Origin of the sequence: Kitasatospora sp. YST-16 (assembly GCF_026802215.1) — a bacterium.
Lineage (GTDB): Bacteria > Actinomycetota > Actinomycetes > Streptomycetales > Streptomycetaceae > Kitasatospora > Kitasatospora cineracea.
Window position 1 is genome coordinate 2,901,512 of record NZ_CP113837.1, and the last position, 23,476, is coordinate 2,924,987.

A 23,476-nucleotide genomic window follows, 5' to 3' on the forward strand; every position below is an offset into this window, starting at 1 on the left:
GGAGTTCTGCGCTGTGCTGAGAGTCGTGCCCGTGGTCGCGCTGCTGGCCCTGTGGGTGTGGGCGTTCATCGACTGCCTGACCACCCCCGAGGACGAGGTCCGCCACCTGCCGAAGGTGGTGTGGGTGATCATCGTGCTGTTCTTCCCGCTGGTCGGCTCGATCGCCTGGCTGGTGGCCGGGCGCGACCGCACCGGGGCCCGCCGCCGGCAGGTGGCCTGGCCGTCCGGTCCGACCGCCGGGTACCCGGAGTACGAGCGCCCGCGGCGGCCGCTCGCGCCGGACGACGACCCGGAGTTCCTGGCCTCGCTGAAGCGCGGCAACGAGCGGCACGAGGACATGCTCAAGCAGTGGGAGGCGGACCTGCGCCGCCGCGAGGAGGAGCTGCGCCGGGGCGGGGACCGCCCCGAGGAGGGCGACCGCCCCAAGGGCTGATCCCGCCTTTTGGCGCATCCCTACCATCCGGACCTGCTCCGGAGCCCGAGCACCCGGCCGCCGGCCGCCGTGCGCCCCCGTCGGCGCGCGGCGGACCGGCGGCCTCCTTGCTGCCCCGATCTTGCCGCTGACCTGCCAATTCGACCCTCCGGCCGCCCCCGGCCCGACCCCGGCCCGACCACCCGTCCGGACCGACCCGGCAGGAGGCCCGTGCGCCCCCTTCTGTCGAGGCTGTACAGCGATCGGGTCCCGACCTTGTACGGATTCGACGCCGAAAGGCGGGTGCACTGACTCGTACTGTCGTAACAGAAGAGGTGTTCGCTGACCCACGCGAGCTTGGAGTGGTTCGAAATGACGGTCCTGCACGATGCGCCGGTCGGCGGCGAGGCTCCGGCCGACGCCCGTAGTCGGGTCGCCGAACTGCACGAGCTGCGCGAGCAGGTCCGCCGCGGCCCCAGCGAGAAGGCCACCGAGGCCCAGCACGCGAAGGGCAAGCTGACCGCCCGGGAGCGGATCGAGCTGCTGCTGGACGAGGGCTCGTTCCACGAGGTGGAGCCGCTGCGCCGGCACCGCGCGCAGGGCTTCGGCCTGGAGGCGAAGAAGCCGCACACCGACGGCGTGGTCGTCGGCTGGGGCACCGTCCACGGCCGCACCGTCTTCACCTACGCGCACGACTTCCGGATCTTCGGCGGCGCGCTGGGCGAGGCCCACGCGCAGAAGATCCACAAGATCATGGACATGGCCATCGCGGCCGGCGCGCCGCTGGTCTCGCTGAACGACGGCGCCGGCGCCCGGATCCAGGAGGGCGTCACCGCGCTGGCCGGCTACGGCGGCATCTTCCAGCGCAACACCCGGGCCTCCGGCGTGATCCCGCAGATCTCGGTGATGCTCGGCCCGTGCGCGGGCGGCGCGGCCTACAGCCCGGCGCTCACCGACTTCGTGTTCATGGTCCGCGAGACCTCGCAGATGTTCATCACCGGCCCGGACGTCGTGCAGGCCGTCACCGGCGAGAAGATCACCCAGAACGGCCTCGGCGGCGCCGACGTGCACTCCTCGGTGTCGGGCGTGTCGCACTTCGTCTACGACGACGAGCAGTCCTGCATCGAAGAGGTCCGCTACCTGCTCTCGCTGCTGCCGCAGAACAACCGCGAGATGCCGCCGTCCGTCCCCAACGACGACCCGGTCGAGCGCCGCAACGACTCGCTGCTGGACCTCGTCCCGGCCGACGGCAACCGCCCCTACGACATGCGCAAGGTGATCGAGGAGATCGTCGACCACGGCGAGTACCTCGAGGTGCACGAGCGCTGGGCCACCAACGTGATCTGCGCGCTGGCCCGGATCGACGGCCACGTGGTGGGCCTGATCGCCAACCAGCCGCAGTCGCTGGCCGGCGTGCTGGACATCAACGCCAGCGAGAAGTCCGCCCGCTTCGTGCAGATGTGCGACGCGTTCAACATCCCGCTGGTCACCATGCTCGACGTGCCCGGCTTCCTGCCCGGCGTCGACCAGGAGCACGACGGCATCATCCGGCACGGCGCCAAGCTGCTGTACGCGTACTGCAACGCCACCGTGCCGCGGATCCAGCTGATCCTGCGCAAGGCGTACGGCGGCGCGTACATCGTGATGGACTCCCGCTCGATCGGCGCGGACCTGTCGTTCGCCTGGCCGACCAACGAGATCGCCGTGATGGGCGCCGAGGGCGCCGCCAACGTGATCTTCCGCCGCGACATCAACGACGCGGAGGACCCCGAGGCGATGCGCGCGCAGAAGATCAAGGAATACAAGAGCGAGCTGATGCACCCGTACTACGCGGCCGAGCGCGGCCTCGTGGACGACGTCATCGACCCCGCCGAGACCCGCGAGGTGCTGGCCGCCTCGCTCGCCATGCTCCGCACCAAGCACGCCGACCTGCCCAGCCGGAAGCACGGCAACCCGCCGATGTAACCGGCGGTCGAACGCGCCGAAACCTTTCAGACTCAAGCTTGGGGGAGAACAGGAACCATGAGCGAACCTCTCGTCCGCATCGTCCGCGGCTCGCTGAACGCCGAGGAACTGGCCGCGCTGACCGCGGTCCTCGCCGCCCGGGCCGCGGTGGCCGCCGCCACCGCCGCCGCCCCGGCCGTCGAGCCGATCGCCACCTGGTCGCGGATCGAGCGCCGCCCGGCCTACTTCTCCCCGTCGGCTGGCAGCAGGCGGCGTAACGGACGACGAGGGCCCGGGGCCCGGCGGGACGCACCCGCCGGGCCCCGGGCCCTCGTCGTCGCTCAGGCGGCCGCCAGCGCCGCCGGACGGCCGGCGTGCATGGTGGTGAGGTTGGCGGCCAGCCGCTGCGGGTCCTGGGCCAGCCAGAGCCGGACGGCGGCCCCCAGCATGATGCAGGAGGAGCCGAGCCGGACGCCCGTGGAGTGGGCGATCCGCGCGGCGGCGATGGTGAGCAGGTCGGCCAGCTCGGTGGGGAGCCAGACGGTGAGCGCGCAGGGCGCCGGCGTGGTGATGGCGGCGAGCAGCCGGTAGGCGTCCGCCGCGCAGTGGAGTGTGGGCAGGACGTCCAGCAGCCCGTCGGCGACGACCTCGGACACGTCGCTGTGATGGCCCTGGGCGAGCCGTCGCAGCAGCGTGCGTTCCGCTGCGGTGATTCGGACGGTCATGATGACCTCGTCGCACTCCATGGTGCGGCCCTCCTCGCGGCTTTGTGGTGCGTGGGTGTGGGGTGGTGGAGGGGCGTCAGATGCCGGCGTAGGAGTGCTTGCCGGTGACGAAGATGTTGACGCCGTAGAAGTTGAACAGCCAGCAGGCGAAGGCGAGCAGGGCCAGGTAGGCGGCCTTGCGGCCGCGCCAGCCGGCGGTGGCCCGGGCGTGCAGGTAGGCGGCGTAGGCGACCCAGGTGATGAAGGACCAGGTCTCCTTCGGGTCCCACTCCCAGTACTTGCCCCAGGCGGCCTCGGCCCAGATCGCGCCCGCGATGATGGTGAACGTCCAGAGCGGGAAGACGATCGCGTTGATCCGGTAGGAGAGCTTGTCCAGGGTGCCGGAGGCGGGCAGGCGCTCCATCAGGTTGGCGGCGCGGACGGTGAGGCCGGCCGCGACCCGGTGCTCGTAGCGGTCCTTGAGCAGGTAGGCGCCGGTGGCGACGAACGCCGCGAAGAAGGCGCCGCCGCAGATGGTGGCGGTCGAGACGTGGATGCCCAGCCAGTAGGAGTGCAGGGCGGGGACGAGCTGCTCGGAGTCGGTGTAGAGCACCGAGACGGCCACGCCCAGGATGAGCAGCGCGACCACCGTGACCGGCAGGCCGAGCCAGCGGACGTTCTTCTTGGTGGCGAGCAGGATGACGTACGCGGCGACCATCATCAGGGCGAAGGCGCACGAGAACTCGTACATGTTGCCCCACGGCCAGCGCATCACCGACAGGCCGCGGGTGACCACGCTGGCGGCGTGCAGCAGCAGGCCGAGGACGGTCAGCGAGACCGCCATCCGGCCGACCAGGTCGGCCTTCTCGCTGGTGCCGGCCGGGCCGGCGCCGTCGGCCGGGCCCTCGTCGCCGCGGCCGCTGGTGACCGTGGTGGCGCCGGCGTCGGCCAGCGCGGTGCGGGTGAGGGTGGTGGTGCCGCCGCCCTGGGCGGCGACGGTGACGGTGACCTTGCGGACGCCCCTGGCCGCGGCCGCGGAGTCGGCGACCGACTCGGCCAGGGTGCTCTGCTGCGCGGAGCGGACGGCGACGCCGCCCTTGGCGCCGAACGTCCACTCGAAGATCTGGGCGAACATGGCCAGGGTGTAGACCGTCATCGCCGAGTAGATGAGGTAGTTGGAGAAGTTGGCCAACTGGGTGTCGACCTGCGCGAGCAGCACCGTCTACTCCTTGGTTTCCGGGGCGGTGGGAACGGCAGCGGCCGGGGAGTCGGCTGCGGCGGGTGCGTCGTCTTCGGGGCTCTCGGAACCTGGCGGCTCCTCGGTGGCCGGGGGCTCCTCGGTGGCCGGGGGCTCCTCCGCGGCTGGGGCGTCGTCCTGCAGGTCGACGGCGATCTCGGCGAGTTCCTCGGCGGTGCGGGCGGACTCGCTGCGGCCCAGGCCGGCGATCTCGACCAGGGTGCGGCCGTCGGCCCCGGCGGTGGCCCGGACCCAGATCCGGCGGCGCTGGACGAACAGCGAGCCGATCAGGCCGAGGATCGCGGCGACCGCGCCGAGCAGCGCGACCGCGTTGCCGGGGCGGTGCGAGACGGTGAAGTTGGCCCACTGCTGGTAGCCGTCGAAGGTCAGGGTGCCGTAGCCGTCGGGCAGTTCCCAGCCCTCGCCGACCTTGAGGATCGCGGTGGCGGGCGCGTCGTTGACCTTGAGCTGGGTCATCGCCTTGTCGTCGAGCTCGTACACGTTCTGCGGCAGGCCGCTGTCGGTGCGCAGGTCGCCGGCGTAGACGTTGAGCACCAGGCGGGGGTCGGCGGCGGCCGGGAAGACCGAGATCGGGCCGGTGCCGGTGAAGTCGGCCGCCGCGGTGGGCAGGAAGAAGCCCTTGAAGGCGAGCTGGGTCTTGTTGCCCTGGGCGTCGGTGCCGTAGTCGTTGACCTTGATCACGCCGGGCGAGGTGACGTTGCTGTCCCGGGGCAGGAACGGCGTCGGGCCGCGGTAGACGACCTCGTTCTTCGCGTTGCGGACGGTGACCACCGGGGCGAAGCCGTGCGCGGTCAGGAAGACCTTGGAACCGCCCACCTCCAGCGGGTGGTTGACCTCGATCCGGGCGTTCTTCTGCTTGCCGGAGTCGGCGCCGTCCCAGTAGCGGACGTTGGCGACGAACTCCTTGGCGGTGCCGGCCGCCGGGCCCTGGGTCTGGTACTCGGCGGTGAAGCCGTCCAGCTTGAAGCCGAAGGCGTCCAGGTCGTCGACGCCGTAGAACGCCGAGCCGGTGAAGTCGTCGAGCTGGGTGGTGGTGTTGGAGTAGCCCTGGCCCTCCAGCACGATCTTGGTGCCGGAGCCGCTGAACAGGCTGGCCCAGGCGAAGCCGGCCAGCAGGGCGAACAGCGCGAAGTGGAACAGCAGGTTGCCGACCTCGCGCAGGTAGCCCTTCTCGGCGGCCACCGAGCCGGAGCCGGCCGCGGCCCGGAAGCCGCGCTTCTTCAGCAGCCGGTGCGCGGCCGCGTTGACCGCCTCCGGGGCGGCCCCGGTGTGCCAGGCCGCGTAGACCGGCATCCGGGTCAGGTTGCGCGGGGCGGCCGGCGGCTGCGCGCGCAGCACGCCGACGAACTGCCAGGTGCGGGGCAGGATGCAGCCGGCCAGCGAGACGAACAGCAGGATGTAGATCGCGGAGAACCACACCGAGCTGTACACGTCGAAGAGTTGGAGCTTCTCGAAGAGCGGCGCCACGCCCTTGTGGGCGTTCTTCCACTCCGCGACCTTGAACGCGTTGGTGTTCTGCGGCACCAGCGAGCCGGGGATGGCCGCCAGCGAGAGCAGGAACAGCAGCAGCAGGGCGACCCGCATCGAGGTCAGCTGGCGCCAGAACCAGCGCAGCCAGCCGAGCACGCCCATGCCGGCCGGCACCGAGTCGTTCTCCTCCGGCGCGCTGCTGAGCCGCTCGGCGTCCGGCTCCGCGGCGTCGGCCGGCTTGGGGCTGGTCTTGGTGTCGCTCACGGTCAGATTCCGATCGAGAAGTTCTGGGCGAGGTACTGGAGCTGGTTGACCAGCGCGTCCCACACCCCCGTCACCAGGGCCAGGCCGACCGCGACGAGCATGCCGCCGCCGATCCGCATCACCCACTGGTAGTGCTGCTTGACCCAGCCGAAGGCGCCCAGCGCCTTGCGGAACGCCAGGGCGGCCAGGACGAACGGTACGCCGAGGCCGAGGCAGTACACCGTCATCAGCAGTGCGCCGCGCCCCGCGTCGGCCTCGTTGGTGGAGAGCGTGTTGATCGCCGCCATGGTCGGGCCGAGGCAGGGGGTCCAGCCGACGCCGAAGACCAGGCCGAGCAGCGGGGCGCCGTACACGCCGACCGCAGGGCGGCGGTGGGTGCGCAGTTCGCGCGTCGAGAAGCCGGGCAGCAGGCCCATGAAGGCCAGGCCCATCAGCACCGTGACGACGCCCATGACCACCGAGACGATCCGCTTGTGGTCCGCCAGGGACTTCCCGACGTAGCCGAACAGCGCGCCCTCGGAGATGAAGACGGCCGCGAACCCGGCCACGAACAGGGCCGAGCCGAGCAGCATCCGGCCGCGCCGGGTGCCCCTGGCGTCGGAGAGGTCGGCGGCGGAGAAGCCGGTGACGTAGCTGAGGTAGCCGGGCACCAGCGGCAGCACGCACGGCGAGAAGAACGAGACCAGCCCGGCGGCCAGCGCGATCGGCAGGGCGAGCACCAGCGCGCCGCTGCCGACCGTCTCGTTGTACCCGACGTCCGCCGCTGCCAGCAGGGCGCTCACTTCGACTCCGCCAGCACCGGGTCGACCATCTTCTGCAGGTCCTCGGCGGACATCGCGCGCATGGCGCGGGCGGCCAGCCTGCCGTCCTTGTCGATCACGATGGTGGTCGGGATGGACTGCGGGTTGAGGCTGCCCTTGGGGAACTTGAGGATCTCGGCGCCGTCCGGGTCGTAGATGCTCGGGTAGGTGACCCCGAAGTTCTTCTCGAAGGCGACGGCGTTGGCGGGGTCGGTGTCCCGGGTGTTGATGCCGAGGAACTGGACCTGGTCGCCGTACTTCTGGCTGGTCTCCTGCAGGCCCTTGGCCTCGGCCCGGCAGGGGCTGCACCAGGAGCCCCAGATGTTGAGGACGACCACCTTGCCGCGGTAGTCGGAGAGCTTGAGGGCCCCGCCGCCGTCCAGCGAGGTGCCGGTGATCTCGGGGGCGGCGACCCGCTTGGCGGGGGCGGCGGTGGCGACGCCGCCCTTGCCGGTGACGAAGCCGACTCCGCCGCTGCTGCTGCCGGAGCTGGAGCACCCGGCCAGGGCCAGGGCGGAGGCCGCGCCGAGGGCGGCGGTGAGTCGGATGCGGCTGGACGTCCGTGACATGTGAAAAGTTTCGCATGGCTCTTCGGCCCGTTTTAGGGGGGTCCGGCGTTGTCGACCCGACCCCCCGTGACCTGCGGCTTCTCCGCTTATGATCGTCTTAATTCGGGCATTTCTCCGCCCGCCGGGCTTACCTCGGCGGGCCCGGTGCGGGCTACGCCCCGAAGCTCTTGCCGACCGGCTTGTCGCCCTTCTTGCCCTTGCCCACCAGGTGCGCCGGCAGCAGGTCCCGGGCCGGCTCGCGGTAGCCGATCGAGACGATCCGGTCGCCCTCGTAGGTGAAGCTGGTCAGCGAGGCCAGCGAGCACTGCCGGCGGCGCGGGTCGTGCCAGAGCCGGCGGCGCTCCGCGAACGAGCGCAGGATCCAGATCGGCAGCTGGTGGCTGACGCACACCGCCTCGTGCCCGCGCGCGGCGTCCCGGGCCGCCGCGATGGCGCCCATCATCCGCACCACCTGGTCGATGTACGGCTCGCCCCAGGACGGCTTGAACGGGTTGGTCAGGTACTTCCAGTACCCGGGGTTGCGCAGCGAGCCGTCGCCGACGCCGAAGGTCTTGCCCTCGAAGACGTTCTCCGCCTCGATCAGCCGCGGGTCGGCCGCCACCTGCAGGCCGTGCGCCTTGGCGATCGGCTCGGCGGTCTCCTGCGCCCGCTCCAGCGGCGAGGCCACCACGTACGTGATGTCCCGGTCCTTGAGGTGCTCGCCGACCCGCTCGGCCATCTGCCGGCCCAGGTCGGAGAGGTGGTAGCCGGGCAGGCGGCCGTACAGCACGCCCTCCGGGTTGTGCACCTCGCCGTGCCGCATCACGTGGACGACGGTGATGTCCTTGCCGGTCCCGCTGCTGTTCTCGCCGCTGCTCTCGCTGCGGTCGTCGCGGGTGTTCTCGCTGGTGTTCTCGGTCACTTGGCGGTCTCCTCGGTGGCCTCGGCGGCGGCGCGGGCGGCGGCGGGCAGGGCGGCGGCGATCCGCTCGATCGCGCGCTCGTCGTGCGCGGCCGAGACGAACCAGGACTCGAAGGCGGACGGCGGCAGGTAGACGCCCTGGCTCAGCATCGAGTGGAAGAAGGAGTTGAAGCGGAACGCCTGCTGGGTGCGCGCCTCGTCGTAGTTGGTGACCTGCTGCTCGGTGAAGAAGACCGAGAACATGTTGCCCGCGGTCTGCAGCCGGTGCGCCACGCCCTCCTTGGCGAGCGCCGCAGTGACCAGGCCGGAGACCTCGGCGGCGACCCGGTCGACCGTCGCGTACACCTCGTCGGTGCACAGCCGCAGCTGGGCCAGGCCGGCCGCGGTGGCGACCGGGTTCCCGGAGAGGGTGCCGGCCTGGTAGACCGGGCCGGCCGGGGCGAGGTGGGCCATCACGTCGGCGCGGCCGCCGAACGCGGCGGCGGGGAAGCCGCCGCCCATCACCTTGCCGAAGGTCAGCAGGTCCGGCGCCCAGCCCTCGTGGGCGGCCTCCAGCCCGTACCAGCCGGCCCTGGAGACCCGGAAGCCGGTCATCACCTCGTCCGAGACGAACAGCGCGCCGTCGGCCCGGCAGAGTTCGGCCAGGCCGCGGTTGAAGCCGGGCAGCGGCGGGACGACGCCCATGTTGCCGGGCGAGGCCTCGGTGATCACGCAGGCGATCTGGCCGGGGTTGGCGGCGAACGCGGCGCGCACCGCGTCCAGGTCGTTGTACGGCAGCACGATGGTGTCGCCGGCCTGGGCGCCGGTCACGCCGGGGGTGTCGGGCAGGCCGAAGGTGGCGACGCCGGAGCCCGCGGCGGCCAGCAGGGCGTCCACGTGGCCGTGGTAGCAGCCGGCGAACTTGACCACCTTGGCGCGGCCGGTGAAGCCGCGGGCCAGCCGGATCGCGGACATGGTCGCTTCGGTTCCGCTGGAGACCAGCCGGACCTGCTCGACCGGGGCGATCCGGGCGGTGATCTCCTCGGCCAGCTCCACCTCGCCCTGCCCGGGCGTCCCGAACGAGGTGCCCCGGGCCACCGCCCGCTGCACCGCCCCGATCACCTCCGGGTGGGCGTGGCCGAGCAGCATCGGGCCCCAGGAGCAGACCAGGTCCACGTACTCGCGGCCGTCCGCGTCGGTCAGGTACGGGCCGGTGCCGGACACCATGAAGCGGGGCGTGCCGCCGACCGCGCGGAAGGCCCGCACCGGCGAGTTGACGCCGCCGGGGGTGACGGCCAGGGCGCGGTCGAACAGCGACTGGGACTGGGGGGCTTCGTACGGGTAGCTCATCTGCTCGCTCATCCGTTGGGTGCTGGGAGTGGCCGGGAACCGCTCTTACCCGCACATGGTCTCAAATCGTGTCCTGGCGTTCTGCATGTCGGGCCCGATCATCTGGAACGATGATCCGTGTGCTGCTCCCCTCACGGGCTGTGCCGAAGGTAAGGTCGAGTGACGCGCGCTCGTGTAGCACGCCGACAGGCGGGTAAGGGGCATGTTCGGAGGGACACCGAGCGTGCGAGGGTCTGTCGATTCCGGCGAGTTCCGTTGAGGATGGTCCGAGTGTCCGAGAGGCAGGACGGTTTCGACGAGGCGGCGGGGCGCAGCCGCAGCCCCGGAGAGACCGGCGGGGGTACGGGTACGGGCAGGGGAAGGAGGGGCGAGGGCAGAGTGGGGGTCACCTACAAGTACTTCGGCGCTCCGGACCGCGCCACCGCCGCCAGGGTTCCCACCGCCCTCGGCCCCGGCGGGCTCGGGCTCGACGCCGGCGAACTCGGCGCCCTCGGCCGGCTCGGCGACCTGATGGAGACCAGCGGCTCCGCCGGCGGCCACCTCTCCACCAAGATCAAGCCGGAGACCATGAGCGCGATGGTCCTCACCGGCATCCAGGGCGTCCCGCTGCACCACGTCCCGCCGCTCGAACTGGTCGTCCTGCACCCGGACTACGCGGTCGTCCAGCTCCCGCACACCGTGGTCGAGCCGCTCCGCAAGGCCGACGAGACCGAGCTCGGCGCTGCCGCCTTCATCTGGTCCACCGTCCCCGACCGCCGCGGCCCGCGGGACGCCTTCGTCATCTACCAGATGCTGCACGAGTGGCAGGACTTCGCCAACCGCCTGCACGAGGCCGGCCACCAGCTGTACTGCCTGGTCTGGCCCTGAGGCTCCGGCGGTTCAGGGCACCAGGCGGTAGCCGACGCCGCGCACCGTCTCGATGACGCAGCGGGCCCGGGCGGCCGCCAGTTTGCGGCGCAGCGCGGCCACGTACACCTCGACGATGTTGAGGTCGCCGCGGAAGGCGGTGTCCCAGACCGCGTCGAGGATCTCGGTCTTCGGGACGGCCTGGTCCGGCCGCCGGGCCAGGCACTCCAGGACGCCGAACTCCTTGGCGGTCAGCCGCAGTCCGGCCCCGCCGACGGTGCAGCGCCGGGCCGCCGGATCCACCGCCAGGTCGCCGACCGCCAGCACCGCGGCCCGGCCGGCCGCGCCGCGGCGGACCAGGGCGCGCAGCCGGGCGGTCAGCACCACGTAGGAGAAGGGCTTGCGGAGGAAGTCGTCCGCCCCGCAGTCCAGTGCCTCGGCCTCGTCGTACTCGCCGCTCTTCGCGGTGAGGATCAGCACCGGCACCGGGTTCTCGGCCTGCCGCAGGGCCCGGCAGACCCGGTAGCCGTTCAGCCCGGGGAGCATCAGGTCGAGCACCACGGCCGCGTACGGCACCGCCGTCGCCTGCGCCAGGCCGCTCACGCCGTCGCCGGCCACGTCCACGGCGTAGCCGTCGGCACGCAGGCCGTCGGCGAGCGACTCCGCCAGCCGCGCCTCGTCCTCGACCAGTAGGAGTCGCATGCGGCCAGCCTAGACAAGGGCCCGGCGGGGCGGGGCGGGGCTGAAAGGATCTTCAGCTTCGTTCAGAAGTCCCTCAGCGCGGTCTTCCTACGGTCGCGCCCATGCTGTTCCGACGGTGGTTCCAAGTCCTGCTCCCGGTGGCCCTGTTCGGCGCGTACGGGACGGTGGCGGTGGTGCGCCAGCAGCGGATGGAGACCTCCGGGTTCGATCTGGGCATCTTCGAGCAGGGCGTGCGCGGCTACGCCGGGCTCGGCGCGCCGGTCGCCACCCTCAAGGGCACCGGGCTGAACCTGCTCGGCGACTACTTCAGCCCGGTGCTCGCCGTCCTCGCGCCGCTCTACCGGCTGTTCCCGGACGCCCGGACGCTGCTGCTCGCCCAGGCGGCGCTGCTGGCGCTGTCCGCGCTGCCGGTGGCCCGGCTGGCCGTGGACCGGCTCGGCCCGGTGCGCGGGGCGGCTGTCGGCTGCGGGTACGGGCTCTCCTGGGGGCTGTGGTCGGCGGTGGGGTTCGACTTCCACGAGGTGGCGTTCGCCGTCCCGCTGACCGCCTTCGCGGTCGAGGCGCTGGCCCGCGGGCGGTGGCGCGCCGCGGTGGGGTGGGCGCTGCCGCTGCTGCTGGTCAAGGAGGACCAGGGCCTGGTGGTGGCGGCGGTCGGCGTCTACGTGTTCGCCCGCGGTCGGCGGCGGCTGGGCGCGGCGACCGTCCTCGCGGCGGTGGGCGCGACCGTGCTGGCGGTGGGCGTGGTCATCCCCGCGTACAACCCGGGCGGCCTGTACACCTATGCGGCGGGCGGGAGTTGGCGGGGCGGCAATCCGCTGGTCCAGCTGCTGCTGCCGGTCGGGAAGTGGCGGACGGTGCTGGTGCTGCTGCTGCCGACCGGGTTCCTGGCGCTGCGCTCGCCGCTGGTCCTGCTCGCCGTGCCCCCGCTGGCGGCCCGCTTCTGGTCGGACAATCCGGCCTACTGGGGCACCGGCCAGCACTACAACGCCGTCCTGATGCCGGTCCTGTTCCTGGCGCTGGCCGACGGGCTGGGCCGACTGCTGCGCCCGGAGCGCCGGTTGACGGCCCGTCCGCTGCCGGGGCGGGCGGCCGCGCTGCTGCCGGGACGGGCGGCCGCGCTGGTGCCGGTGCTGGTGCCGGTGGTGGCGGTGCTGCTGTTTCCGGCCACCCTGGTCGGCTCCGCTCCCCCGCGACTGGCGGACGCCCGGGCCGTGCTGGCCACCGTCCCGGACGGCGCCCGGGTCGCCGCCGCGAACCGGCTGGCGCCCCAGCTGACCGGGCGCTGCACCGTCTCGCTCTTCCCCTACCTCACCCGCCCCGGCCGGGACGCGCCGTGGGGCCGCCCGACCGCGGAGTGGGTGGCCGTGCTGGACCGGCCGGGCGACTTCCCGCTCCCCGAGGCCGAGATGCTCCGGGCCCGCGCCGAACTGCCGGGCGCGGGCTACCGCGAGGTGGCCGCCGGGGGCGGGGTCACGGTGTACCGGTGGTCGTCCGACTGACCCGGGTCCGACGGGTCGAGGGGCAGCCGGACGACCAGTTCCGCGCCCGCGCCCGCGGACGGCTCGACCGCCTCGGCCGAGCCGCCCAGGCCCTCGACGATGCCCCGGACCAGCGACAGCCCCAGGCCCGCGCCGCCGTCCGTCCTGGACCTGGCCTCGTCCAGCCGGACGAACCGCTCGAAGACCCGCTCCCGGTCGGCGGCCGGGATGCCGGGCCCGTCGTCGGCGACCGTCAGCTCCGCCCGGCCGTCGACCGTGCGGAGCGACACGGTGATCGCGTCGGCGGCGTGCCGGACGGCGTTGTCCAGCAGGTTGCCGACCACCCGGCCGAGCAGCGGCTCGGTGCCGGGGACGGTGGCGGGTTCGAGCGGGCCGGTCCGGATCCGCCGCTCGCCGCCGAAGGCCCGTTCGGCGAGCTGCTCCTCGACCAGGTCGTGCCACTCGACGGTGGCCGGCCCGGCGGGCTGCTCCTCGCTGCGGTGGAGCAGCAGCAGGTCCTCGGTGAGCCGGTGCAGCCGGGTGGTGTCGGTGTGGGCGCGCTCCGCGACCGCCCGCCAGTCGGCCCGGTCGGGGTGGGCCAGCGCCACTTCCAGGGTGCTGAGCAGCACCGCGACCGGGGTGCGCAGTTCGTGGGCGGCGTCGGCGACCAGGCGGCGCTGCTCGTCCAGCGCGTGCTCCAGCCGGTCCAGGGTGAGGTTGGTGGTCACCGCCAGCGCGGCGATCTCGTCCCGGGCCGCCGGTACCGGCACCCGCTGGTGGAAGGCGCCCGCCCCGATCCGGGCCATCCGGCCGCGGATCGCCTCCACCGGCCGCAGCGCCAGCCCGGTGACCGCCCAGGCCACCAGCGCCACGAACAGCGACCCGCCCGGCACCACGTACCAGCCCAGGATGTGGCGGACCCTGGCCCGGGCGGCCTTCGCCTCGATCGGGTTGACCATGACGTAGGTGGTGACCCACTGGCTGGTCAGGTCGGTCCGGCCGGTGAGCGCGTTCAGGTCCTGGCCGCTGTTCGGCTCGGTGCGGCGCAGGAAGGTGACGGTGCGGTCGGTGGGGTTGGGGCCGACAGGCGTGCTGATGTTGTAGCCGACGCCGTCGGGCAGGTGGATCCGCACCAGGTCGGCGTAGCCGTACTCGCGGGTGGTCAGCGGCGGGAGGTACTTGAACTTCCCCGGGTCGATCCGGTCGTGGACGGCCCAGCTGCCGTCCTCCAGCACGAGGGCGTACGCCGATGCTGGTACCCGCCCTCGGTCAGTCGGCCGAGCCAGTCGTTCCAGGGCGGGGCGCCGGGGTGCTGCGGTTCGGCGGGGCGGTCCTCCCGGGGCCTGATCGCATCGTCCAGCAGGGTGGCCTCGCGCAACGCCTTCGCCTCCGCGTTCGGCATCCACTGCTGGTAGGCCGCGTCGCCGGCCCAGACGGTGGCCAGCGACAGGGCGAGCACCGACGCCGCCGCCGCACCGAGCGCGGCCCGCACCCGCACCGACATCCTCCCCCGCAAGCGCATCGCGTCAGGATAGGCGACCGTCCGGCGGCGGTCAGCCGTGGGCCGCGGCCTGCAGGAAGGGCAGGAAGGCGGTGACGGCCGGGGCCGGGTGGTGGCCGCGGCGGGTGGCGGCGTGGACGTGGCGGACGGGGGTGTCGTCCGGGTGCAGCGGGACGAAGGCGAGGTCGGGGCGGCCCGCGCGGGCGGCCAGGGCGGGGATCAGCGTGATGCCCAGTCCGGCGGCGGCCAGGCCGAGTTTGGCCGTCCAGCCGGCCACCTCGTAGGCGATCCGGGGCTGGAAGCCGCTGCGGACGCAGGCCGCCAGCAGGGTGGCCTCGGGGCGGCGGCTGGCGGCGATCCAGGGTTCGTCGGCGAGTTCGGCCAGCCGCAGGCGGCGGCGCCGGGCCAGCCGGTGGGTGCGCGGGAGGGCCACCAGCACCGGGTCGTCGGCCAGCCGGTGCAGGTCGAACCGCTCGGTGTCGTACCGGTGTTCGGGGTACGCGGTGACCACGGCGAGGTCGATCGAGCCGTCCGCGAGCAGGTCGAGCAGGTCGCCGGAGAGCCCCTCGGTGAGGGTCGGGGCGACCGCCGGGTGCGCGGCCCGGAAGGCGGCCAGCGCGGCCGGGACGAGGGCGGCGTTGGCGCTGTCGAAGGCGCCCAGCCGGAGCCGGCCGGCGGTGAGGCCGGTGAGCGCGGCGAGGTCGCGGCGGGTGCCGTCGAGCCGGTCCAGCAGGGCTTCGGCGTGCGGCAGCAGCGTCCGCCCGTATTCGGTGAGCCGGACGCCGCGGGGCAGCCGGTCGAACAGCACCACGCCCAACTCGCCCTCCAGGGTGGCGATCTGGCGCGACACCGCGGACTGCGTCCAGCCCAGCTGCTCGCCCGCGGCGGTGAACGAGCCGAGCCGGGCGGCGGTGCCGAAGACCTCCAGCCAAGCCATGTCCATCTCGCATGGCTACCATGCCGGACATTCGTTTGTCGCCTCCCGGTGCCGCACCTAGCGTGGTCGGCATGGAGATCACGGAGCGGGTGGCAGTGCTGGGGCTGGGCCGGATGGGGCTGCCGCTGGCCCGCCGACTGGACGGCGCGGCAAGGGAGTTGACGGTCTGGAACCGGACCCCGGGCCGGGCGGAGGGCCTGACCGCGGCGGCCTCCCCCGAGGAGGCGGTGCGCGGCGCGGGCGTGGTGGTGACGATGCTCGCCGACCCGGCGGCGGTCGCCGCGGTCGCGGACCGGTTCCGCCCCGCGCTGGCCCCCGGCACGCTGTGGATCGACATGTCCTCGATCGGCCCGGCCGCCGTCGCCGAGCAGCGCGGGCGACTCCCGGACGGCGTCGACCTGGTGGACGCCCCGGTGCTCGGCAGCGTCGACGCGGCGGCGGCCGGCTCGCTGGTCGTCTACGCGGGCGGCGAGGAGCCCGCGCTGGACCGGGCGCAGCCCCTGCTGGAGCGCTTCGGCCGGGTGGTCCGCTGCGGCGGCCCCGGCGCGGGCGCGGCCCTCAAGCTCGTCGTGATGGGCGCCGTCGTCAGCTCCGTGACCGTGGTCGGCGAGGCCCTGGCCGTCGCCGAACGCCTCGGCGTCCCCGCCGCTCAGGCCCGCCGCGCGCTGGCCGCGGGCCCGCTGGCGGGTGTGATGGCCCGGGTCGACAGCACCGACGCGGACTTCCCGATCCGCCTCGCCGCGAAGGACCTCGCCCTCGCCGGGGGCGGCCCCGTCTTCGCCGCCGCCCTCGCCGCCCTGCTCGCCGACCCGGCCCGCGCCGAACTCGACCTCGCGGCGGCCGCGGGATGAGTCGGACGAAGGGGGACGAACCGAGGGACTGGGGGCCGGCGGCGCACCTCCTCGCGCATCAATTCTCCCACGCCGCAAGGGCATTGGGCGAGCCGGAAACTCGCGGCTAGGCTCGCCCGGCACCGACCGTCCTTCCGAGGGGGAACCTGCCGATGACCACGCCCGCCACCAGGCCGCCGCTGCCGTTCGACTTCATGCGGCCCGTCCCGTCCTTCACGCTGCTCAGCGCCGACGTCGCCGACGGCGGCCGGCTCGGTCCGGAGCAGGCGTACGGGGGCGGGAACCGTTCGCCGCAGCTCAGCTGGTCCGGCTTCCCGCCGGAGACGAAGAGCTTCGCGGTGACCTGCTTCGACCCGGACGCGCCGACCGGCTGCGGCTGGTGGCACTGGCAGCTGACCGATCTCCCGGCCGGCACCACCGAGCTGCCCGCCGGGGCGGGCGGCGGCGACTTCCCCGGCCTGCCCGCCGGGGCCGTGCACGGCCGCAACGACTACGGCAGCAACGACTTCGGCGGCGCCGCCCCGCCGCCCGGCCACGGCCCGCACCGCTACGTGTTCGCCGTGCACGCCCTGCCGGTGGAGTCCCTCGGGCTGTCCGCGGACACCCCGGCGGCCGTGGTCAGCGGCACCCTCGGCTTCCTGGCCCTGGCCCGGGCCGTCCTGGTCGCCGAGTACGAGGCCCCGGCCGACCAGGACTGACCTCCCGCCGGGCGGTGGTCAGGGGGTGACCACCGGGAAGGACGGATCGGGTTCGTCCAGGGCGGCGAACAGCCGGTCCAGCACGGTGGCGTCGCCGTCCAGGTCGAGGTCGTCGGCGCCCTTCCCGGCCAGCAGGGCGAACAGCTGCGGCTTGGTGAGGGTGACGGTGAGGTCGGCCGGGCCGCCGTCGCCGGCGGCCTCGTGGTGCACCAGGACGCCGTTGTGCAGGGTGACCCGGTGGACGGTGCCGAGGTCGGTGAACTTCCAGACGCTGCTGAGCCGTTCGTCCCAGGCCCGGGGCCCGTTGACCCGGATCGCCAGCGAGTCGAAGACCTGGTCGACGGAGAGCGCCCCGGCCATGCTGCCGGCCGAGATCGGGGTGGGCCGGACGCCGTGCCGCAGCTCGTGGGCGCCGACCAGGTAGCAGTTGCGCCAGGTGGCGTTCTCGGCGCCGTAGCCGAGCCGCTCGAAGACCTCCGCCAGCTGCTCCTTGGCGTCGGCGCGGTCGGGGGCGGCGAAGACCGCGTGCTTGAGCAGCTGGGCGGCGAACCGCAGGTCGCCCGCGTCGGCGTACTCGCGGGCCTTGGCCAGGGTGGCGTCCAGGCCGCCGAGGCAGTCGACGTAGCGGGTGGCGGTCGCGGTCGGCGGGTGCTCCCAGAGCGAGGCGGGGTGGCCGTCGTACCAGCCCATGTAGCGCTGGTAGACGGCCTTCACGTTGTGGCTGACCGAGCCGTAGTAGCCGCGGGCGTGCCAGGCGGCGGCCAGCGCGGGCGGGAGTTCGAGCTGTTCGGCGATCTCCGGGCCGGTCAGGCCCTGGTTGAGCAGGCGCAGGGTCTGGTCGTGCAGGTAGCCGTACAGGTCGCGCTGCTCGGACAGGAAGCGGGTGAGCCGCTCGGTGCCCCAGGTCGGCCAGTGGTGCGAGGCGAGGACCACGTCGGAGTCGGCGGCGAACAGCTCGATCGCCTCGGTGAGGTAGTGCGACCAGATCCGGGCGTCCCGGACGACCGCGCCGCGCAGGGTCAGGATGTTGTGCAGGTTGTGGGTGGCGTTCTCGGCCATGCACAGGGCGCGGCGCTCGGGCAGGTGGAAGTTGAGCTCGGACGGCGCCTCGGTGCCGGGCGTCAGCTGGAACCGGAACAGCACGCCGTCGAGGCGCTCCTCCTGGCCGGTGCGGGTGACCTCCAGGGTCGCCGGGATCAGCGAGGCGGTGCCCTCCGAGGCGGCGAAGCCCAGGCCCATGCCGACCTTGCCGGTCGGTCCGGCGGGCAGCGCCATGCCCGAGTAGTAGCCGCCGCGCCGGAGCATCGCGGTGCCCGCGTAGACGTTCTCGGCGACCGAGTGCTCCATGAACCCGGCCGGGGCGACGATCGGGACGTCCGCGTCCGGCCCGACCACGCCGAACACGCCGCCGAAGTGGTCGATGTGCGAGTGGGTGAACAGGACGGCGGTGACCGGGCGTTCGCCGCGGTGCGCCCGGTACAGCGCCAGGCCGGCCGCCGCGGTCTCGGCGGACACCAGCGGGTCGACCACCACCACGCCGCGCTCGCCCTCGATCAGCGTCATGTTCGACAGGTCGAAGCCGCGGATCTGGTAGACGCCCTCGGTGACTTCGAACAGCCCGGCGCGGGCGGTCAGCTGGGACTGCCGCCAGAGGCTGGGGTGGACGGTGTCGGGGCGCTCCCCGGCCAGGAAGTCGGTGGCCCGGAAGTCCCAGGCCGTCCGGCCGTCCGGGCCCGCGACGGTGTCGGTGGCGGGGCCGGCGACCAGGCCGCGGTCGGCGTCCTCGAAGTCGGTGCGGTCGGAGTAGTCCAACTGGTCGTGGTGGGTCACCTCGGCGCCTCCCGGTTCGCGGGGCCGCACCGCGCCGCTCGCGGGCAGACCCCGCTCCCACCCTCCGCCGCCGCGCCCCGGCCCGCCCCGGGCTGCTGCGCCGAACCGGTGAGCGGGGACCGCCCGGACACCGGTGCCGCGGACGCCGCGGACGACGCCGGCTCAGGGCTCGGGGCTCAGGCGTCGAAGTCGTACTCGAGGATGTACGAGGCCGAGTCGAGGACCATCTCGTTGACCTCCACCGCCTGCCCGTCCTCGGCGAACGCCACCCGGTGGACCAGGAAGACCGGGGTGCCGGGGGCCAGCGCCAGCCGCTCCGCCTCGTCCCCGGCGGGCATCCGGGAGCGGATCTGCTCCTGGAAGTGCACCGGCTTGTGGCCCAGTTCGGCGAGCCGGGCGTAGGTGCCGCCGGGGCCGGTGTCCGGGTCGGTGATCCGGCTGCCCGCGACCAGCACGGCGGGCAGGTAGGAGTCGGAGATCAGCACCGGCTTGCCGTCCAGCACGAAGCGGCGGCTGCGCACGCAGGCCGGCTCGCCGCCCTTGAGGCCCAGCACGGCGGCGATCTGCTCGGGCGCCTCCCGCTCGGTGACGCTCAGCTGGTCCACCGTCAGCTCGCGGGACGCTATGTCGGCCGACCAGACCGAGGCGCCGCCGCCCCAGGTGCGGCCGGACAGCCGCTGGATGCCGCGCCGCCTTATCGGCCGGAACTCCCGCACGAACACGCCGACGCCGCGGCGGGCCTCCGCTATCCCCTCGCCCTGGAGCACGCCGAGCGCCTGCCGGGCCGTCATCCTGGCCACGCCGTACGTCGCCATCAGGTCGTTCTCGCCGGGGAGCCGGTCGCCGGGGCGGTAGCGGCCGGCGTCGATCTCGCGCTTGAGGTCGTCGGCGATCCGCTGGTACTTGGGCTGCGTGACGCGTGGGTGACTGGTCATGGCGGCGGACTTCCTTCCCCTCTTCTCTAGACATCCTACGCAGGGGCGGTCCCTGACGCATTGACATCTCTAGAGATTTCAGCTTGTCTAGAGATGTTGGGATCTGACATACCCTCATATCGGCTGCCGAGTCTCCGCCCATCGGGCGAAACCGCGTGAGGAGCCCGCCATGTCCGTCCACCGTCGATGGTTCTCACTGCCCCGCGAGCCCGCCACCGTCGCCGCCGGACGCCGCCGGGTCCGCGACCTCCTCACCGCCTGGAACACCCCGCTCGACGAGGACACCCGCTTCACCCTCGACCTCGTCACCTCCGAACTCCTCGGCAACGCCGTCCGCCACGCCACCGGGGACGCCGTCACCGTCGGCGTGCACGCCGACCCGCTGCACCACCGCGCCGTCATCGAGGTCTACGACTCCTCCCCCGCCGTCCCCGTCCCCGGCACCCCGGACGGCGACGCGGAGTCCGGCCGCGGCCTGCTGCTGATCGCCGAACTCGCCCTCGCCCACGGCGTGGTGCGCAAGGGCGGCGGCAAGTGGGTCTGGGCCGAGATCGCCCTCCCGGGCGCAGCCGCCCGCAGCACCGGCGACACCGCCGGCGGCGCCCCGCAGCAGGCCCCGCCCGGCAAGGTCGCGCCCTGGGCGATGACCTGCCCGTGAGGACGGCCCGCCGGTGGAGGGGTGTCAGGCCGTCAGCGCGCGGTGCAGCTCCGCCGTCCCGCGGCCCAGCGACCGCGCGGCCAGCCAGGCCGCCGCGCCCGCGCCGTTCCCGGCGGTGCGCAGCGGGGCGTCCGGCCAGCGGGCGGCGAGCCCGGTGCGGAGGCGGGCGGCGAGCGGGGTCCCGGCGGTGAGCAGGCCGCCGGCCAGCACCACCGGGAGGGCGGAGCCGGGCGGGCGGAGCAGGGCGAGGGTGTCGAGCAGGTGGTCGGCGGCCCGGTCGACCAGGGCGAGCGCCGCCGGATCACCGGCCCCGGCCCGGTCGAGGACGACCGGGGCGAGCCGGGCCAGCCGGGTCGGGGCCTGGGCGTGGACGGCGGCGATCAGCGCCGAGCGCGGGTCGTCGCCCGGTCCGTCCGGGCCGGTCAGCTCCGCGGTGACCGCCAGGTCCAGGCCGGTGGGCGGCTCGTCCCGGTCGATGGTGGCGAGGGCCCCGGCGACGGCCTCCCGGCCGAGCCAGACGCCCGAGCCGCGGTCGCCCAGCAGCCAGCCGTGCCCGTCGGCGGTGCGGTGCACCCGGTGGTCGCGGACCTCGGCGGCCATCCCGCCCGTCCCGCTGAGCACCACGTGCCCGTCAGGCGCGGCGGTGCCCGCGGCGTGCGCCAGCAGGACGTCGCTCACCAGCACCGGGTGCGCGCCCAGCCCGAGGCCGTCCCAGACCGGCCCGAACTCCGGCCGCGCGACCAGCCCGCCCGCGAGCCCCAGCACCCCGGCCGCCACCCGCGCCGGGTCCAGCCCGGCCAGCGCGGCCCGCACGGTATCCCCGATCTCCCTGGCCGCGGCCGCCGCCCCGTGCGCGACGGGGTTGCCCCCGTCCCCGCGTGCCCGCCCGACCACCCGCCCGTCCAACTCGGCGACCAGCACCCGCGTACTGGTCCCCCCGACGTCCAACCCCAGCACCAACCGCCCACCGGCCACCGCGCACCTCCGGCCCCATGCTCCCACCCGCGAAGGGACCCGTCAGGGGCCCGGGGAACGGCGGGGCCGTGGCTGCGAGAGGTTCACTGCCGTTGCGCGCATCGGCTTCGGGTTCTGTTGAAGACACGCAGCAGCACGGACCTTCGATGGGCTCCGGCCACCAGCAGCATCGACCCGCCGTTCCCCGGGCCCCTACGGGGCCTCGCAGCGACTGGGCCCGGAGCGAGGGGCAGGAGCGGGTGCTGGGGGTGGTGATCCGGCGCGAGGGGTTCGACGCCGCGCTGGAGGCGGCGGTGCTGAGCTCGTACGAGCGGGGGGTGCACGCCTCGAAGGCCGCCTGGCAGCGGGAGTTGCGGCGCAGCGAGGCCCGGGTGCAGTGGGATCCGGAGCGGGACCTGGACCTGCGGCCGCTGGGGCACCGTTCGCTGCAGCTGGGGCTGGGCGGCACGCTGGTGGAGCGCTACGCCGGGGAGTGGCTGGTGCGGATCGAGGACCTGACGCCGCTGGCCCGCGCGCTGCACGCGACGCGGGACTTGGCGCTGCTGCCGCCGGAGCGGCCGTACCCGGTGCCTTCGGGTGCGGCCGCCCGGCTGGGGGTGTCCTGACGGGTCGTCAGCCGTGCAGGTAGACGATGCCGAGCTTGGTGAGCTGCCAGTGCTGGGCGGCGGAGCCGTTGTCGGCGGCGAGCTGGACCAGGCGGTTGCCCTGGGCGTCGGTCTGGGTGGTGGCGGTGGCGAGCTTGGTCGGGTCCTGGGAGTCGGCGAGCTTGTAGGTGCCGTCGCCGACGGGCTGCAGCAGCCAGTGCTGGTTGCCGCCGCCGGTGCAGCGCCACTGCTGGATCTTGGTGCCGGGGGCGGTGGCGGCGCCGGCCGCGTCGAGGCACATGTCGCGGTTGCCGCTGAAGTCGAGCTCGTAGGAGCCGCCGGCCTTGGCCTCGAAGACGAAGGACTGGTTCAGCCCGCCGGTGGGCGCGTAGGTGATGGCGGTGCGGCCGTTGGTGGAGTCGCCGTAGCTGCCGCCGCCGGCCAGGTCGAGGACCTTGCCGTCGGACTGGTTGGCGAGCTGGTACCAGGCACCGTCCTCGGGGGCGTCGGGGAACGGCTTGCCGGGGGTGAGCGGGGTGATCGAGGTGCCGTCCTGCTGGTTGAGCGAGCAGAACGCCTGGCCGAGCGCGGCCTGCTGGTAGAACTGCCGCAGGCAGGCGGCCTCGGCGGCGTACCCGGCGACCCGCAGGTGGTACGACTGGCGGACGTTGTTCATGCACAGGCCCGGGATGGAGATCGGGCTGTCGCAGCCGTTGCGGGTCTTCTCGGAGAGGTCGATCACGTCGCCGTTGGTGTACTCGTACGGCGAGCTGGTCCACTCGGCGCAGACCTCGTGGCCGAAGGCGACCCGGCGCTGGTCGAGGTAGCGGACGCCGGGGACGCCGGAGGCGGCTTCGCGCAGGGCGTCGCTGAGGGTGGGGACGACCCAGTTGTGGCCCCAGGCGAGGTCCTCGGGGAAGGCGGGGCAGCCGTCGGCGACCTTGCCGGCGTAGTCGTTGCGCCGGATGTCGGGGGTGATCGGGTTGAAGTACGACTGGTAGACCAGCTGGTAGGAGTCGTCCGAGTAGCCGGCCTTCCGCATGGTGTTGCGGATGTTGGTGAGCGCGGCGGTCACCTTGGGCTTGACCCCGGCGGCCCGGCGGGTGATCTCGGCGCTGCCGATGGTGTCCCGGCAGCCCTGGGACTGCGGGACCGGGAAGTACTGGGCGAGGCAGGACATCATGATGCCGGCGAACTCGAAGTCGTCGTTCGCGCCGATCGTGACGACCACCATCTTGACGTCGTACTTGCCCGCGGTGGCGGCGAGTTGGACGTCCTGCTTGGGTTCGCCGAAGTCGCCGCTGCCGGGGCCGGTGATCTTCGCCAGTTCGGGGTCGCTGACCAGGTCGCCGGTCTGGGCGCCGGAGCAGGCCAGGTCGATCGGGGTGACGCCGGGCAGCTGGGTCACGAAGATCTCGGACCGGGTGGAGCGGTGGCAGTAGTTGGTGGGGGTGTCGGTGCCGGGGACGTAGTCGTCGTTGGTGTCGGTGCCGGCGCCTTCGCCGGATATCGCGCTGTCGCCGAGCGCGACGATCGCGGCGGGCTTGCCCGGGCTGCCGGAGGCGGCTCGGGCGTCGGCCGCGCCGAGGCCGGTGCCGAGGCCGAGGGCGGCGAGCAGGGCGGCGGTGGCGAGCAGCGCGGGCGGGCGGCGGCGGGCCGCTCGGCCGAGGAGTGACCTGGACACTCATGACTCCTTGCGAGGGTGGGGGATCGCCCGGCGGCTGCCGGGCGGCGCGGAGCACGGGTGCCGGGCCGGGGGCCCGGCGAACATGAGGCAGGCTCACATGCTAGGTACTGACAGGTAACACAACAAGACTCGCGGCAGCATGAC

General features: G+C 73.7%; 23 protein-coding genes and 1 pseudogene. 9 read left to right on the top strand and 15 right to left on the bottom strand.

Features of this window, described 5'->3' with window-relative positions; genetic code table 11:
- The first annotated feature begins 31 nt into the window (after positions 1-31).
- The 3 genes and pseudogenes from OU787_RS13125 to OU787_RS13135 all read left to right on the top strand — a co-directional run.
- Positions 32-433: a PLD nuclease N-terminal domain-containing protein gene (locus OU787_RS13125; protein WP_442788630.1), complete on the top strand. Its 402-nt coding sequence runs from the start codon at positions 32-34 to the stop codon at positions 431-433.
- Between the two features lie 351 nt (positions 434-784).
- On the top strand, positions 785-2,377 hold the full coding sequence (locus OU787_RS13130; RefSeq protein WP_268659417.1) for an acyl-CoA carboxylase subunit beta: 1,593 nt from the start codon (positions 785-787) through the stop codon (positions 2,375-2,377).
- Positions 2,378-2,434: 57 nt separating this feature from the next.
- Positions 2,435-2,605: pseudogene (locus tag OU787_RS13135) on the top strand (acyl-CoA carboxylase epsilon subunit); the annotation flags it as partial.
- A gap of 92 nt (positions 2,606-2,697) precedes the next feature.
- On the opposite strand, the gene OU787_RS13140 reads toward OU787_RS13135, so the two are convergent.
- The 7 genes from OU787_RS13140 to hemL form a co-directional block, all read right to left on the bottom strand.
- Positions 2,698-3,102 carry a hypothetical protein gene (locus OU787_RS13140; protein ID WP_030457820.1) on the bottom strand — a complete coding sequence of 135 codons (405 nt, stop codon included), beginning with the start codon at positions 3,100-3,102 and terminating at the stop codon, positions 2,698-2,700.
- A gap of 55 nt (positions 3,103-3,157) precedes the next feature.
- A complete protein-coding gene (ccsB, locus tag OU787_RS13145; RefSeq protein ID WP_268659418.1) occupies positions 3,158-4,279 on the bottom strand; it encodes a c-type cytochrome biogenesis protein CcsB in 1,122 nt (373 codons plus the stop codon).
- Between the two features lie 3 nt (positions 4,280-4,282).
- On the bottom strand, positions 4,283-6,052 hold the full coding sequence (gene resB, locus OU787_RS13150; protein ID WP_268659419.1) for a cytochrome c biogenesis protein ResB: 1,770 nt from the start codon (positions 6,050-6,052) through the stop codon (positions 4,283-4,285).
- Positions 6,053-6,054: 2 nt separating this feature from the next.
- Positions 6,055-6,834, bottom strand: a complete 780-nt coding sequence (locus OU787_RS13155) for a cytochrome c biogenesis CcdA family protein (RefSeq protein WP_268659420.1) — start codon at positions 6,832-6,834, stop codon at positions 6,055-6,057.
- The gene (locus OU787_RS13160; RefSeq protein ID WP_030457824.1) at positions 6,831-7,421 is read right to left on the bottom strand and encodes a TlpA family protein disulfide reductase; all 591 of its coding nucleotides are present in this window, start codon (positions 7,419-7,421) and stop codon (positions 6,831-6,833) included. Before OU787_RS13160 ends, OU787_RS13155 begins: the two co-directional genes overlap by 4 nt.
- A 151-nt stretch (positions 7,422-7,572) precedes the next feature.
- The gene (locus tag OU787_RS13165) at positions 7,573-8,223 is read right to left on the bottom strand and encodes a histidine phosphatase family protein (protein WP_051816524.1); all 651 of its coding nucleotides are present in this window, start codon (positions 8,221-8,223) and stop codon (positions 7,573-7,575) included.
- 95 nt (positions 8,224-8,318) lie between these two features.
- Positions 8,319-9,662: a glutamate-1-semialdehyde 2,1-aminomutase gene (hemL, locus tag OU787_RS13170; protein WP_030457826.1), complete on the bottom strand. Its 1,344-nt coding sequence runs from the start codon at positions 9,660-9,662 to the stop codon at positions 8,319-8,321.
- A 366-nt stretch (positions 9,663-10,028) separates the two neighbouring features.
- Between hemL and OU787_RS13175 the strand changes: the two genes are divergently transcribed.
- A complete protein-coding gene (locus OU787_RS13175; RefSeq protein WP_030457827.1) occupies positions 10,029-10,517 on the top strand; it encodes a hypothetical protein in 489 nt (162 codons plus the stop codon).
- A gap of 12 nt (positions 10,518-10,529) precedes the next feature.
- On the opposite strand, the gene OU787_RS13180 is transcribed toward OU787_RS13175, so the two are convergent.
- The gene (locus OU787_RS13180) at positions 10,530-11,198 is read right to left on the bottom strand and encodes a response regulator transcription factor (RefSeq protein WP_030457828.1); all 669 of its coding nucleotides are present in this window, start codon (positions 11,196-11,198) and stop codon (positions 10,530-10,532) included.
- Between the two features lie 101 nt (positions 11,199-11,299).
- Here OU787_RS13180 and OU787_RS13185 point away from each other — a divergent pair, with 101 nt between their 5' ends.
- Positions 11,300-12,697: a DUF2079 domain-containing protein gene (locus tag OU787_RS13185; protein WP_051816497.1), complete on the top strand. Its 1,398-nt coding sequence runs from the start codon at positions 11,300-11,302 to the stop codon at positions 12,695-12,697.
- On the opposite strand, the gene OU787_RS13190 is transcribed toward OU787_RS13185, so the two are convergent.
- Genes OU787_RS13190 through OU787_RS13200 form a run of 3 tightly spaced genes read right to left on the bottom strand, consistent with a single transcriptional unit; the run spans position 12,640 to position 15,120 of the window.
- Complete coding sequence (locus OU787_RS13190) at positions 12,640-13,911, bottom strand: sensor histidine kinase (protein WP_051816498.1); 1,272 nt, start codon at positions 13,909-13,911, stop codon at positions 12,640-12,642. The genes OU787_RS13185 and OU787_RS13190 overlap by 58 nt on opposite strands.
- Positions 13,839-14,198, bottom strand: a complete 360-nt coding sequence (locus tag OU787_RS13195; protein ID WP_198544937.1) for a hypothetical protein — start codon at positions 14,196-14,198, stop codon at positions 13,839-13,841. Before OU787_RS13195 ends, OU787_RS13190 begins: the two co-directional genes overlap by 73 nt.
- 31 nt (positions 14,199-14,229) lie before the next feature.
- Positions 14,230-15,120 carry a LysR family transcriptional regulator gene (locus tag OU787_RS13200; protein ID WP_030457831.1) on the bottom strand — a complete coding sequence of 297 codons (891 nt, stop codon included), beginning with the start codon at positions 15,118-15,120 and terminating at the stop codon, positions 14,230-14,232.
- Positions 15,121-15,185: 65 nt separating this feature from the next.
- Here OU787_RS13200 and OU787_RS13205 point away from each other — a divergent pair, with 65 nt between their 5' ends.
- Both OU787_RS13205 and OU787_RS13210 read left to right on the top strand, forming a co-directional pair.
- On the top strand, positions 15,186-15,965 hold the full coding sequence (locus tag OU787_RS13205; RefSeq protein ID WP_268659421.1) for an NAD(P)-dependent oxidoreductase: 780 nt from the start codon (positions 15,186-15,188) through the stop codon (positions 15,963-15,965).
- Between the two features lie 152 nt (positions 15,966-16,117).
- On the top strand, positions 16,118-16,663 hold the full coding sequence (locus OU787_RS13210) for a YbhB/YbcL family Raf kinase inhibitor-like protein (RefSeq protein ID WP_268659422.1): 546 nt from the start codon (positions 16,118-16,120) through the stop codon (positions 16,661-16,663).
- Positions 16,664-16,681: 18 nt separating this feature from the next.
- Here OU787_RS13210 and OU787_RS13215 read toward each other — a convergent pair whose 3' ends face one another.
- Positions 16,682-18,493, bottom strand: coding sequence for an alkyl/aryl-sulfatase (locus OU787_RS13215; protein WP_268659423.1), 1,812 nt, complete (start codon positions 18,491-18,493; stop codon positions 16,682-16,684).
- 176 nt (positions 18,494-18,669) lie between these two features.
- Complete coding sequence (locus OU787_RS13220; RefSeq protein WP_030457835.1) at positions 18,670-19,428, bottom strand: GntR family transcriptional regulator; 759 nt, start codon at positions 19,426-19,428, stop codon at positions 18,670-18,672.
- A gap of 169 nt (positions 19,429-19,597) precedes the next feature.
- Here OU787_RS13220 and OU787_RS13225 point away from each other — a divergent pair, with 169 nt between their 5' ends.
- Complete coding sequence (locus OU787_RS13225; protein ID WP_051816499.1) at positions 19,598-20,086, top strand: ATP-binding protein; 489 nt, start codon at positions 19,598-19,600, stop codon at positions 20,084-20,086.
- 24 nt (positions 20,087-20,110) lie between these two features.
- Here the strand turns inward: OU787_RS13225 and OU787_RS13230 are convergent, their stop codons facing one another.
- Positions 20,111-21,034 carry an N-acetylglucosamine kinase gene (locus OU787_RS13230; RefSeq protein ID WP_268659424.1) on the bottom strand — a complete coding sequence of 308 codons (924 nt, stop codon included), beginning with the start codon at positions 21,032-21,034 and terminating at the stop codon, positions 20,111-20,113.
- Positions 21,035-21,207: 173 nt separating this feature from the next.
- Between OU787_RS13230 and OU787_RS13235 the strand changes: the two genes are divergently transcribed.
- Positions 21,208-21,666, top strand: a complete 459-nt coding sequence (locus OU787_RS13235) for a DUF4291 family protein (protein WP_268659425.1) — start codon at positions 21,208-21,210, stop codon at positions 21,664-21,666.
- Positions 21,667-21,673: 7 nt separating this feature from the next.
- Here OU787_RS13235 and OU787_RS13240 read toward each other — a convergent pair whose 3' ends face one another.
- Positions 21,674-23,329: an RICIN domain-containing protein gene (locus OU787_RS13240; RefSeq protein WP_268659426.1), complete on the bottom strand. Its 1,656-nt coding sequence runs from the start codon at positions 23,327-23,329 to the stop codon at positions 21,674-21,676.
- Positions 23,330-23,476: the final 147 nt, after the last annotated feature.